The sequence below is a fragment of the Nocardia brasiliensis genome, assembly GCF_042691675.1.
Taxonomy (GTDB): Bacteria; Actinomycetota; Actinomycetes; order Mycobacteriales; family Mycobacteriaceae; genus Nocardia; species Nocardia brasiliensis_D.
Window position 1 is genome coordinate 2,129,149 of sequence record NZ_CP170507.1, and the last position, 11,840, is coordinate 2,140,988.

At 68.3% G+C, this 11,840-nt stretch carries 10 protein-coding genes; 4 read left to right on the top strand and 6 right to left on the bottom strand.

Annotated features, from left to right (window positions below):
• Window positions 1-213 precede the first annotated feature (213 nt).
• The 3 genes from ACFK0J_RS09905 to ligD form a co-directional block, all read right to left on the bottom strand.
• Window positions 214-570 (bottom strand): nuclear transport factor 2 family protein, encoded by a 357-nt coding sequence (locus ACFK0J_RS09905; RefSeq protein ID WP_378738653.1) that lies wholly within the window; start codon window positions 568-570, stop codon window positions 214-216.
• A 1,304-nt stretch (window positions 571-1,874) separates the two neighbouring features.
• Window positions 1,875-2,825, bottom strand: a complete 951-nt coding sequence (locus tag ACFK0J_RS09910) for a D-isomer specific 2-hydroxyacid dehydrogenase family protein (protein ID WP_378738655.1) — start codon at window positions 2,823-2,825, stop codon at window positions 1,875-1,877.
• A gap of 716 nt (window positions 2,826-3,541) precedes the next feature.
• Window positions 3,542-4,516: a non-homologous end-joining DNA ligase gene (gene ligD, locus ACFK0J_RS09915; protein ID WP_378738657.1), complete on the bottom strand. Its 975-nt coding sequence runs from the start codon at window positions 4,514-4,516 to the stop codon at window positions 3,542-3,544.
• 85 nt (window positions 4,517-4,601) lie between these two features.
• Between ligD and ACFK0J_RS09920 the strand changes: the two genes are divergently transcribed.
• Together ACFK0J_RS09920 and ACFK0J_RS09925 are read left to right on the top strand one after the other, a co-directional pair.
• The gene (locus ACFK0J_RS09920; RefSeq protein WP_378738659.1) at window positions 4,602-4,850 is read left to right on the top strand and encodes a DUF6364 family protein; all 249 of its coding nucleotides are present in this window, start codon (window positions 4,602-4,604) and stop codon (window positions 4,848-4,850) included.
• Window positions 4,851-4,912: 62 nt separating this feature from the next.
• On the top strand, window positions 4,913-5,155 hold the full coding sequence (locus ACFK0J_RS09925; RefSeq protein ID WP_378742733.1) for a hypothetical protein: 243 nt from the start codon (window positions 4,913-4,915) through the stop codon (window positions 5,153-5,155).
• Between the two features lie 280 nt (window positions 5,156-5,435).
• Here ACFK0J_RS09925 and ACFK0J_RS09930 read toward each other — a convergent pair whose 3' ends face one another.
• Window positions 5,436-7,559: a RecQ family ATP-dependent DNA helicase gene (locus ACFK0J_RS09930; protein WP_378738661.1), complete on the bottom strand. Its 2,124-nt coding sequence runs from the start codon at window positions 7,557-7,559 to the stop codon at window positions 5,436-5,438.
• A 260-nt stretch (window positions 7,560-7,819) separates the two neighbouring features.
• On the opposite strand from ACFK0J_RS09930, the gene ACFK0J_RS09935 reads away from it, so the two are divergent.
• Window positions 7,820-8,944, top strand: a complete 1,125-nt coding sequence (locus ACFK0J_RS09935; protein ID WP_378738663.1) for a GGDEF domain-containing protein — start codon at window positions 7,820-7,822, stop codon at window positions 8,942-8,944.
• 6 nt (window positions 8,945-8,950) lie between these two features.
• Here the strand turns inward: ACFK0J_RS09935 and ACFK0J_RS09940 are convergent, their stop codons facing one another.
• Window positions 8,951-9,880, bottom strand: coding sequence for an alpha/beta fold hydrolase (locus ACFK0J_RS09940; protein WP_378738665.1), 930 nt, complete (start codon window positions 9,878-9,880; stop codon window positions 8,951-8,953).
• A gap of 153 nt (window positions 9,881-10,033) precedes the next feature.
• Here ACFK0J_RS09940 and ACFK0J_RS09945 point away from each other — a divergent pair, with 153 nt between their 5' ends.
• A complete protein-coding gene (locus tag ACFK0J_RS09945) occupies window positions 10,034-10,516 on the top strand; it encodes a hypothetical protein (RefSeq protein ID WP_378738667.1) in 483 nt (160 codons plus the stop codon).
• 39 nt (window positions 10,517-10,555) lie between these two features.
• On the opposite strand, the gene ACFK0J_RS09950 is transcribed toward ACFK0J_RS09945, so the two are convergent.
• Complete coding sequence (locus ACFK0J_RS09950) at window positions 10,556-11,779, bottom strand: RtcB family protein (RefSeq protein ID WP_378738668.1); 1,224 nt, start codon at window positions 11,777-11,779, stop codon at window positions 10,556-10,558.
• Between the last annotated feature and the right edge of the window lie 61 nt (window positions 11,780-11,840).

Here is an 11,840-nt window from a genome sequence, read left to right on the forward strand (position 1 = left end):
GGCGGGTTTTGGTTAGGCGGTGGTGGGGGGCGGGTTTTGGTTAGGCGGTGGTGGGGGGCGGTGTTCTGGTTGGGCGGTGCTGGAACGGAGTTCGGGTCAGACGGTGGCGGAACGGCGTTCTGGTTAGGCGGTGGTGGGTTGGTTAGGCGGTGGTGGGGTGGGTTGGGTTACGCGGTGGTGGGGCGGTTTTGGTAGGTGGTAGTGGGGTTTGGGTTAGGTGGTGGTGGGGACTTTGTCGAGGAATCCGTAGACGTTGGCGATGCGGCCGTTTTCGATGACGGCGACGTCGAAGCCGATCACGACCGCGGGTGCGTCGGCGGGTCCGAGTTCCCAGGTGAAGCGGACTTGGTCGTGGTGGGCGTCGACGGGTCCGGCCAGGCGGAAGACCCAGCCGGGGAATTGTGCTTGAGCGGCGGCGATTCCGGCGTCGATGGCGTGGTGTCCGGTCACGGCCATCAGTGGGTCGGTGTAGGTGGCGGTGTCGGTGAAGACCCGGGCGATCGCGGCTTGGCGCGCGGTGGTGTCGGTGGTGTTCCAGGCTTCGAGGTACTGGGCGACAAGAGTGTTCATAATCTGCTCCTCGAGGGTGTGTGATCTGCGGTTTCGCTGTCGTCGTGCTGACAGCAACTACGTTATGGCCGCACCGGTATGCCCCGAATCAGTCACCTATAGGTAGTTTCGGCACCGGCATACGTATCCCGCCTACGCCACGGGAGCCACGCCCTCGGGATCCACCCTCGGAGCCCCCCGGAGCCCACCCCCCGGAGTCCGCGGCCTCCGGGAGACCGCGCCCGCGCCCGCGCGCGCCCGCGCCCGCGCCCGCGGGAGCTCTGGCCTGCGGGAGTCCGCGGCCACCGGGTCCCGCTGCCCCGTGGTGGACCGGGGACCCTCGCGCGCCTGGCGCGCGGTTTCGTGGTGATGCTGGCCGATGAGGCCGCAGGTTCATGATCAACGGGACGTGGTGGAGGGGCTACTCGCACATTGGCGCAGCCAGGTCCCGTTGATCATGGTCGGGTGTGGGGTGTGGCTGGTGGTCGTGCGAATGGGGCAGCTGCACACAGGGTTTGCGTAGGTCTGCGGCCGCAGCGCCTTGAGTCCGCGGTCTGCCGGTGGTGACCGGCGACCCCTCGCGCGCCTGGCGCACGGTTTCGTGGTGACGCTGGCCGATGAGGTCGCGGGTTCATGATCAACGGGACATGATGGAGGCGCTACTCGCACAATGGCGCAGCCAGGTCCCGTTGATCATGGGCGGGAGCGGGAGCGGGAGCGGATGGTCGCCGCACGAATAGGGCGGCCGCATAATGGGTTTGCGTAGGTCCGCGGCAGCGGCGCTTGGAGCCCGCGGCCACCGGATGGTCACCGGCGACCCTCGCGCGCATGTCACGTGCCCGCTGCGCGGCTGTTGTGTGGCGCTGGGCGATGAGGCCGTGCGCTCATGATCAACGGGACATGGTGGAGGCTCTACTCGCACAATGGCGCAGCCAGGTCCCGTTGATCATGGTCGGGTGTGGGGGTGTGGCTGGTAGTCGTGCGAATGGGGCAGCCGCACACAGGGTTTGCGTAGGTCTGCGGCCGCCGGGCCATGAGCCCGCGGCCCCTGGGTGGTCACCGCGCGCCTGTCGCGCCTGCTGCGTGCCCGCTGGGCGGCTGTTGTGTGGCGCTGGGCGATGAGGTCGTGCGCTCATGATCAACGGGACATGGTGGAGGCTTTACTCGCACAATGGCGCAGCCAGGTCCCGTTGATCATGAGCGGGTGTGCGTGGTAGTCGTGCGAAGGGGCAGCGGCACACTGGGTTTGCGCGAGGCAGCTTGCGGCCGCGTCCGACATGGCGCGGGCTCGTCCCGCTGAGGGTGGTCGGGCGTGCGCGATGCGGTCAGTAGCCTCGGGCCGGGTCGATCGGGGCCAAGAGGTCTTTGCCTTCGACGAAGCGCTGGACGTTCGCGCCTACATGGTCGGCGAAGGCGGCGAAACGTAGTTGGGGCGGGTTTGAATCATGCGGTGTGACAATGGCATTCGGTAGTACCCAGAGGGGGTGACCGTCGGGGAGGGGTTCGGGTTCGGTGACGTCGAGGCCGGCGCCGGCGATCGTGCCGGAGGCGAGTGCGGCCACCAGGGCATCGGTATCGATGAGGCTGCCGCGGGCCACGTTGATCACCCATGAGGACGGCTTCAGGCGGGCCAGTACGTCCGCGCCGATCAGGTGATTGGTGGCGGCGGTGGCGGGAGCGGCGACGACCACGTGATCGGTGCGCGGCCACACGCGGGAGAGATGGTCGGTGGAGATAGTCTCGATCGTGTCGGGGATGCCGGGACCGGTTACCGGGCGGCCGGAACGATTGACCGCGATCACGTGCGCGCCGAGCGGAATGAGCATCGGGATCAGCCTGCGGCCGATACCGCCCGCGCCGACAATGGTGACGGTCTTGCCACGCAGCGAACCGACGTGCGGGAAGAAGTCCTGTTGCCGCCAGCTGGCCGCGCGCAGGTGCTCGGGCAGATACCGCACCCCGGCCAGCAGCAGCGCCAGCGCGTGCTCGGCCACGCTGGCGGCGAAAGCGCCTGCCGCGGAAGTGAATTGCACCTTCGGGTGCCTGGCGAAGATGCCCGCGGTGAACCAGTCCTCCACGCCGGCCGCGGGCAACTGCACCCACTCGATCGTGTCCGGCAGCTCATCCGGAAACTCCCCGGGCCCACCCGCCCAGATCAACCCCCGCGCCTCACCCAGGTCGGCCAGCGCCGCCCCGCCCTCCGCGACCGCCTTCGCCAACAGCGCAGGCGCCGGCTCACCCGGCCCGATCGCTACCCCTACTGCCGGTCGGTTCATGAATGGACCTCCTTCGAAGCAGCACAGCGAACTCGCAAGGCACAACCAAAGCGCCCCAGCGACGTTATCACCGCCCCTGACCCCACCCCGCCGCACCATCCACCCGCCGCCCAGCGCACTGTTCAGCCCCGCGCCCGAATTCGCCAGCGATTCCACGCGCAGCGCGATATCTAGTGCGCGCCAGCCCTCCCACAGGCCCGCCGGACGGCAGCCGCTGCGCGCAGGAGCGTTGCCGCGCACTGTCTCGCCCGACGCGCACGGATTCGCTAGCGATTCCACGTGCGGCGCGATTTTTGGTGCGCGCGGGTGGCTCGCAGGTCGGTCGTGCGGCCGCCGTGGCGCGCAGGAGTGTTGCCGCCGCCGTTGCCGCGAATTGTCGTGTCTGGCGCGCCCGGATTCGGTAGCGATTCCACGTGCGGCGCGATGTTTGGTGCGCGCTGGTGGTCTCGCGGGCCGGTCGTGCGGCTGCCGTGGCGCGCAGGAGTGTTGCCGCAGCTATCGCCGCGCATTGTCTTGCCTGGCATGCACGGATTCGCTCGTGGTTCCGCGCGCAGCGGGGCATTCGGTGCGCGACAGCCCTCCCCCAGGCCCGCCAGGCGGCAGCCGCTGCGGGCAGGAGCGTTGCCGCGCACTGTCTCGCCCGACGCGCACGGATTCGCTAGCGATTCCACGTGCGGCGCGATGTTTGGTGCGCGGCGGCTGGTCGATCTGAGCGGCTAGTCCTCGTCGAGGTCGGGTTGGTCGTCGAGGTCGGTGTCTACCTTGTCGCGGTCGGCCCATTCCAGGAGTTGATCGAGGGCGAAGACGGCGTCGTCTATGCCTTCGTGCAGGTCGCCGAGTTCGGTGAAGCGGGCGGGGACGGTTTTGATGGTGAAGTCGCGGGGGTCGATGTCGGGGATCTCGTCCCAGCGGACGGGGGTGGAGACGGTGGCCGAGGGGACGCCACGGACCGAGTAGGCGGCGGCGATGGTGTGGTCGCGGGCGTTCTGGTTGTAGTCGACGAAGAGCAGCTCGGGATCGCGGTCGCGGCGCCACCAGGTGGTGGTGACGTCGTCGGGGGCGCGGCGTTCGACTTCGCGGGCGAACGCGAGGGCGGCGCGGCGCACCTCTTTGAATCCCCATTGCGGTGCGATGCGGACGTAGACGTGTAAACCGTTGCCGCCGGACGTCTTCGGCCAGCCGACCGCGCCGAGTTCATCGAGCACCTCGTGCACCACGCCCGCAACCCGCTGCACCCGCGACCACGGGCAGTCCGGCATCGGATCCAGGTCGATGCGCCACTCGTCGGGACTTTCGGTGTCGGCCGCGCGGGAGTTCCACGGATGGAACTCCACCGTCGACATTTGCACGGCCCAGATGACGTCGGCCAATTCGTGGACGCAGAGCTCGTCGGCGTGCCTGCCGTAGCGCGGGAAGAAGACGCGCACCGTCGGAATCCAGTCCGGCGCACCCGCGGGCAACCGCTTCTGATGCACCTTGTCCCCGGCCAGGCCCTTCGGAAAGCGATGCAGCATGCACGGCCGATCGTGCAGTGCGCGGACGATGCCGTCGCCGACGCTCAGGTAGTACTGCACCAGGTCGAGCTTGGTCGCCCCGGTCTCCGGGAAATACACCCGGTCCGGGTTGGAGATGCGGATCGTGCGGTCGCCGACATCCAGTTCGATGGCCGACGACGCAGACTTGCTGGCCACGCGTCCGACGATAGTCGATGTGACGCCGTGCTCGTCGTCGGAAAACGAGCTCCGTGATATGCATCGTTCTGGTATGCATGAAGGTATGAGCAAGGCGACGCGTGTGACCGTGACGCTGGATCCGCAGGTGGCCGAGTGGGCGAAACAGGCGGCCGACCAGCAGAACCGCAGCCTGTCCTCGGTGATCAACGCCTCGCTGCGCACCGCACTCGTGCACGAAAGTCTGGCCAAGCTGACCGTGGACGAGGACGCGGAACGTGCGGCGGCCTATGACGACCTGACTATCACCGAGGCGGCCGAAACCGACGCCCGCCGCAACCGCGGCGCGGCATGAGGCGCGGCGAGGTCTGGCGTTATTCTCCCGCCCTCAGTGATGGCACCCCGCTGCCCCGACGCATGTCGGTCGTGCTGGTTTCCGACTCGGCGGTGATCACCTCCCCGTACCGCTGGCTGCACGTCGTCCCGCTGCGCGACGCCGACCCCGGCCACGTGCTGGCCACGCACACCGAACACGGCTGGGCCGACACCCTCGAACTGCACCGTGCCTACCGCCCTTGGCTCACCGAGCAACTCGGCGAACTGACCTTCAGCGAATCCGAATCCCTGGACGCCCGCTTACGCGCCACCCTCAGCCTGTAGTCCGTACGCTGCCCGTGAACATCGGCTGCGCCGGTGCATTCGGCGCGCACACTTGATCGCATGATGCGAAAACTATTGCGAGCCATACGAAGACTCTTGGGCGGCAAGGTGGCCGGGGGCGGTCCACCCGGTAGTGCGGGCGGCGGCACAGCGGGCGTTCGTGAACCCCGGCGACCCTTACCTCCGGACAGTCAGCTGACCGCGGCCCGGCCGATCGAACCGGACCCGCGAACCATCAACCTGCCGGACGCCCGCCAGTGATCTCAGCCGCGGCTTTCGCCTAGGTGACGGACGCGAGCGCGAACGGCAGTACCGCGTCGGCGCCCGCGGTGCGCAGGGCGTGGGCGGCGAGGGTGAGGGTCCAGCCGGTGTCGGAAAGGGCGTCCACCAACAGGATCGGGCCCTCGACATCGGTGAGGTCGGGGACCTCCCACGAGTCGAAGAGGCCCGCGACGCGGTGTGCGGAGTTGGCGGCGGAAACCGGCGGGCGGTCCGGCCGCGTCTGTAGCGTGCCCAAGTCGGTGAGCCGACCGACCTCGGCGAGGCGGGCGGCCAAGGTGGCGGTCAGCACCGGGTAGCGCGGGGATTCGAGAGCCATGACCGACGTCGGACGGGTGGCCCAATCCCAGTCGCGCAGCACGGCGATGCACGCATCGAAGACCGCATCGGGGATCGGATCGTCGGGCCCGTCGAGCAGGGTGCGCAGGCGTTGGCCCCAGCCAAGATCGGTGAGCCTGCCGAGGACGCGCCCGGTCTCGGCGCCATTGGTGATCTTGCCGGACAGCGGAACGCCGAGCTTCGCCATGCCGGTGGGCCACTGCTTGCGCGGACTCAGGTCGAGGCCGGGACGGTCGAGACGGGCTCGGGTGGCGGCGATGGCCTCGGCATCGACCGTGACGTCCGGGCGAGTGCCGGTGCAGTTGTCGCAGCGGCCGCAGCCGGGCGAATCCGATTGTTCCGCAGTCAATCCCGGGTCGTCGAGCTGACGGCGCAGGAACTCCATCCGGCAGCTGGTGGTCGACTGGTAATCGACCATCGCCTGCTGTTCGACCTCGCGGGCGGCGGACAGCCGTTCGTAGCGTTCGGTGTCGTAGCTCCACGGCTGGCCGGTGGAGAGCCAGCCGCCGCGCACCCGGCGCACCGCTCCGTCCACGTCGAGCACCTTGAGCACCATCTCCAACCGGGAGCGGTTCAGTTCGACAAGCGGTTCCAGTGCGGCCGTGGACAGTGCCCGGTCGGTGTCCAGCGCGTCGAGGACCGAGCGCACGATATGTTCGCGCGGAAAGGCAACGGAGGCAAAGTAACTCCAGATCCGCGCGTCCTCCGGGCCGGGCAGCAGCACCACCTCGGCGCGTTCGGTGCCACGGCCCGCGCGACCGACCTGCTGGTAGTAGGCGATGGGCGAGGACGGCGCGCCGACGTGTACGACGAAGCCGAGATCGGGCTTGTCGAAACCCATGCCCAGCGCCGAGGTGGCGATGAGCGCCTTCACCTCGTTGTTCAACAGCGCCGACTCCAGCGCCTCGCGTTCGGCCGGGTCGGTTTGACCGGTGTAGGCGGCGACGGTGTGCCCATGCGAATTGAGCACGTCGGCCAAGTCGTGCGCGGCCGCGACGGTGAGCGTGTAGACGATGCCGGAGCCGGTCAGCGTGTTCAGGTGCTTGCTGAGCCAGGCGGTGCGTTCCACCGCGTCGTCGAAGCGCACCACCGACAGGTGCAGCGACTCGCGATCCAGCGTGCCGCGCAAGACGAGGGTGTCGGTGCCGATCTGGGTGGCGACGTCGGTGACCACCCGGTCGTTGGCGGTCGCCGTGGTCGCCAGCACCGGCACGTCCGAGCCGAGATCGGCGATCAGCGTACGGATGCGCCGGTAGTCGGGCCGGAAGTCATGGCCCCAGTCGGAGACGCAGTGCGCCTCATCGATCACCACGAGGCCCGCGTCGGCGGCCAGTTTCGGCAGCACCTGGTCGCGGAAGTCCGGATTGTTCAGCCGCTCCGGGCTGACCAGCAGCACGTCGACCTCACCCGACGCGACCTGGGTGTGGATCTCGTCCCATTCGGTCATATTGCCCGAATTGATGGTCGCGGCAACCACTCCCGCACGTTGCGCGGCGGCGACCTGGTTACGCATCAGCGCGAGCAGCGGCGACACGATCACCGTCGGCCCCCGCCCGGCCCCGCGCAGCAACTTGGCGGCGATGAAGTAGACCGCCGACTTACCCCAGCCGGTGCGCTGCACGACCAGCGCTCGGCGCCGTTGCACCACCAGCGCCTCGATCGCCGTCCACTGATCCTCCCGTAGCCGGGCATCGGGTCCGGCCAGGTCGCGCAGCAAATGTTCAGCGCGCTCGCGAAGGTCGGGTGCGGTGAGGTCGATCGCCGGGACATCGGTCGCCGTGGTCATGCGCTCCATCGTGCCCGACGGTACCGACACGAACCGCGCTCGTCGCGCCCGCCCGCCCCGGCCGTGCATGTCGCGGCCGCAACCGGACGATTTCCGCACGGCTATCGGGGTCAACCAGGCCAACCGGTCGGTGACGTGGCTTACACTGCCTGAATCGCAGCGGCATCGCCGAAAACCCCCGGCTGCCGCGGCGGCGTTCACCACAGTGAGTGCGGGTTCGAGACGATACGAGGCCTCCGTCGACGCCGAGGACGAGTCGAATGAGCGAGCGCAGCGAGCGAAGCATGAACGGTTACCTTCAGTTGCTTCGGGATTGGTGGCGCGACGGCGTCGACTATCGCTGGGTGGTGGACGCGCTCGCATCCCGTTCGGCGCTCGGCGTAGTGAAATTCGCCATCGGACTGTGCGGATTGGCGACGCCGTTCATCAGTGTGCTGACGGTGACGTCATCGGTGGGTCCGGAAAGCGTGCTCGGCCGAACGGTGTTGTGGTGCATTGTCGCGATGGCGGCGGTGTGGGTCGTGCGCTGGTGGTCGCTGCCGTGGCCGAGCCGAGTGGAATCGCTGACCTTGATCGCGATCGGCGATGTCTGCATCACGGTGGTCTGCGTGCTGAGCCCCGGTTATGTGGTCCGGTCGGTCGGAATGATGCTGTTGTTGATCGTCGGCATCTACGTCAGCGCCTTCCACAGCCCGCAGGTCCTCGCCGCCCATACCGCGTGGTCGCTGGTGTCGGCCGTCGTGCTGGCGGTTCCACTGTTCGGGGTCGGTGACACGGCATCGGCGGCGATCATGATTCTGGGCATGGTCGCGGCGACGGTGGTGCCGCCGGGGCTGCAGTTCTGCTATTGGGTGCTACGGAGCGACATGCTCTCCGATCCGTTGACGACGCTGTTGAGCAGGCGCGGCTTCGAATATCACGCCGCGATGCTGGTCGGTTGCTCCGCCGCGGATCCGGTCTGCGTCATGATGGTCGATCTGGATCGCTTCAAAGTCGTCAACGACACCTTCGGGCACCATGCGGGCGACAAGGTGCTGGTGCGTACCGCCCAGCGGTTGCAGCACTCCGCGCCCGCGGGCAGCATCGTCTCCCGCCTCGGCGGCGAGGAGTTCGCAATCGTCGCTCGACTGCCCGTGCGCACCGCGGTCGATGCCGCCGAGCGGTTGCGCAATGCGGTCGCCGAGCCAGCGGGGGCGATTTCGGTTACCGCCAGCATCGGCATCGCTGTCGCCGATGCGGGCGCCATCGGTTATCACCGCAGCCGTCAGCTGATGCAGGACTTGATCCGGTGTGCGGACAGCGCGATGTACCAGGCCAAACAACGCGGCGGCAACACCGTCGTTGTCGAGAACATCACCGTGCTGCAGGGCATCAACAACCACTGATCCGGATCAGGCGGCGGCGGTTTCGGCCGCGAGGGCGATCAGCCGGGCGCGGACCAGATCGGGGCGTTCCTCGGTGATGAAGTGGCCGCAGTTCGCCACCCGCTCCAGCGTGTAGTCGTCGGCCAGCGCGGTTTCGGCGGCGGCGAGCGAGTGGTGGATGGCGCCGTCGTCCACACCGAACAGGGCGCGGATCGGGATGGTCGCGCGCCTGGTCTCGCCGTGGCGGCCCGCGCGGGGCAGTTCGCGGAGCAGGAAGGTGCGATAGGTGTCGGTCGCGGCGCGGGCGCAGACCGGGTCGCGGAAGCGATCGGTGTACGCGCGCACCACTTCCGGACTGAATTCCGCTGGGTTCTCGACGGCCTTGGCGAAGACCAGGTCGAGCAGACGAGTGTGCTGATGCAGGTATTTCCCGAACGCGGCGACCGGCGGTTGATAGACCATGAACCGCCACAGATGCGGCAGGACGGTGCGCGGTGTCTGCCACGGGTGCGCGATGTTCAACGCCAGGTAGCCGTCGAACCGCTCGGGTTCCCGCAGTACCAGCAGGTGGCCGATATAGCCGCCCCAGTCGTGGCCGACCAGCAGCGCCCGGTCCAGTCCGAGTTCATCGAGCAGCGCGAGGACATCGGAGGCCACATCATCTTTGGCCCAGCGATGCGGCGGCGGACCGGACCAGCCGTAGCCCGGCAGATCGGGCGCGATGATCCGCAGCCCCGGCGGCGGATCGGCCAGCAGATGACGGAAGGCGTAGTGGTGTTGCGGCCACCCGTGCAGCGCGAGCACTGGTCGTCCGTCCGCGGGCCCGGCCTCGGTCACGTGGAAGCGGACGCCACGCGCGGTGACGAAGGATCGCCGAACGCCCGCAATCGCGGGCGGATCGGCCGTTTCCGTTGCTGTCGAGGTAGCTGAGCCGGAATCTTGGTGCCGCTGGCGCATACTCGATGGTAACCAGACAGGCCGAACCCGCGTCCGGAACGCCCTCGGCCCGATCGCGAGCAACGGCGCGGCATTGGCCGCGAAATGACCATGAACGACGGAGAATAGGCGGACAGGATTCCCGGTACCGGGAACCGTGCAGGAGGGCCAACCATGTCGAGCCAATATCAGCCGCCCGCGGGCTGGTCGCCGCCGGGCGCCCAGTTCCAGAGTCGCAGCGGCGTCGGCCGCACGCTGACCGGCACGCTGATCGCACTGGTGATCACGCCGATCGGGATCGGGCTCGCCGCGCATGGCGCGCTGGACACCAGGCAGTGGGTCATTCTCGGCACCTCGGCCGACCGGTGGGGTTCGAATTTCCAGATCATCGGCGGTGCGGTGCTGCTGTTCCTGGTCGCGGCGCTGGCCGCGTTCTCCCCGGTGGGCACGGCGATCGCGGGCCTAGTGTGGGGATTGATCCCTGGTGTGCTGCACATCCTGTTCCCGGAAGACACCTACCGGCAGATCGAGAATCTGCCCGAGCTGTCCGACGATTTCCATCTCGCACTACACAATTGGGTGCTGAACGGCTTCGCGCTGCTCACCGGCGTGTTCCTGATCGGCGCGGGTATCGCGGCCACCTTGCGGCGCAAATGAACCAGGACCGCGCCCACATCCCGTGGGCGCGGCCCGAATTCAGCCCTTGACGCAGAGCACCTGCCGCAGTGTCGCGACCACATCGACCAGATCGCGCTGTGCGGCGATGACCTCGTCGATGTCCTTGTAGGCCGCCGGGATCTCGTCCACCACGCCCGCGTCCTTGCGCGATTCGACGCCCTCGGTCTGGGCGACGAGGTCGGCCACGGTGAACTGCTTCTTCGCCGCATTGCGGCTCATCCGCCGTCCCGCTCCGTGCGAGGCCGACTGGAACGAGGCCGGATTTCCCTTGCCCCGCACCACATAGGAGCGGGTGCCCATCGAACCCGGAATCAGCGCGAGGTCACCCGCGCCCGCCCGGACCGCGCCCTTGCGGGTCACCAGCATCGGGATGCCGTCGATGAGCTCCTCGGCCACATAGTTGTGGTGGCAGGAGATCGGCTGCTCGAAACGTACCTCGCGCTCGGCGAATTCGTCGCGGACCGCGCGGCACACCAGGGCGAGCATTACCGCGCGGTTGCGTGCGGCGTACTCCTGCGCCCAGCTGAGGTCGCGCCGGTAGGCATCCATTTCCGGTGTGCCGGAAAGGAATACGGCGAGATCGCGATCGGGCAGGTCGACGTTGTGCGGCAGTTTCCTGGCCACGGCCATGTGCCGCTCGGCGAGTTCCTTGCCGATATTGCGGCTGCCGGAATGCAACAGGATCCACACCGCGTCGTCCTGATCGAGGCAGACCTCGATGAAGTGGTTGCCGCCGCCGAGCGTGCCCATCTGCTTGTGCGCCTTGGTCTCTCGAGCGCGCACGCCCTCGTCGAGTGAGGCGAACGAACCCCAGAAACGATCCCATCCCGCCCGCAGGGTTGCGGTGCTCGCGCCGAGCGAGGCCACCTCCGAGCCGAGCTCGGCGACGTCGACCGCGTCGTCGTGCGCGTGGAAGCCGACCGGCACCGCGGCCTCGATCCGGGACCGCAGCGAGCGCAGGTCGTCCGGCAGATCCGCGGCGGTGAGATCGGTCTTGACGCTCTCCATCCCGCAGCCGATGTCCACTCCGACCGCGGCCGGGGACACCGCGTCCTTCATCGCGATCACCGAGCCGACCGTGGCACCCTTGCCGAGGTGCACGTCCGGCATGACGCGGACGCCATGGACCCATTTCAGCGCGGCGATATTCCGCAGCTGCTGCAGCGCGGCCTGCTCGACCGCGTGCTCGTCGGCCCACATAAGCGTCTGCGCCCGGGTACCGCGCAGCTCGACGGGAAACATTGTTTCGATCCTTTCGTTGTCCTACTGATCAACGGTAGGGATCGCCGGGGTGCGGTGCACT

Coding starts and splice junctions, on each gene's coding strand:
- ACFK0J_RS09905 (WP_378738653.1), bottom strand. CDS start 570: ATGAACACTCTTGTCGCCCAGTACCTCGAAGCCTGGAACACCACCGAC.
- ACFK0J_RS09910 (WP_378738655.1), bottom strand. CDS start 2,825: ATGAACCGACCGGCAGTAGGGGTAGCGATCGGGCCGGGTGAGCCGGCG.
- ACFK0J_RS09920 (WP_378738659.1), top strand. CDS start 4,602: ATGAGCAAGGCGACGCGTGTGACCGTGACGCTGGATCCGCAGGTGGCC.
- ACFK0J_RS09925 (WP_378742733.1), top strand. CDS start 4,913: ATGTCGGTCGTGCTGGTTTCCGACTCGGCGGTGATCACCTCCCCGTAC.
- ACFK0J_RS09930 (WP_378738661.1), bottom strand. CDS start 7,559: ATGACCACGGCGACCGATGTCCCGGCGATCGACCTCACCGCACCCGAC.
- ACFK0J_RS09935 (WP_378738663.1), top strand. CDS start 7,820: ATGAGCGAGCGCAGCGAGCGAAGCATGAACGGTTACCTTCAGTTGCTT.
- ACFK0J_RS09940 (WP_378738665.1), bottom strand. CDS start 9,880: ATGCGCCAGCGGCACCAAGATTCCGGCTCAGCTACCTCGACAGCAACG.
- ACFK0J_RS09945 (WP_378738667.1), top strand. CDS start 10,034: ATGTCGAGCCAATATCAGCCGCCCGCGGGCTGGTCGCCGCCGGGCGCC.
- ACFK0J_RS09950 (WP_378738668.1), bottom strand. CDS start 11,779: ATGTTTCCCGTCGAGCTGCGCGGTACCCGGGCGCAGACGCTTATGTGG.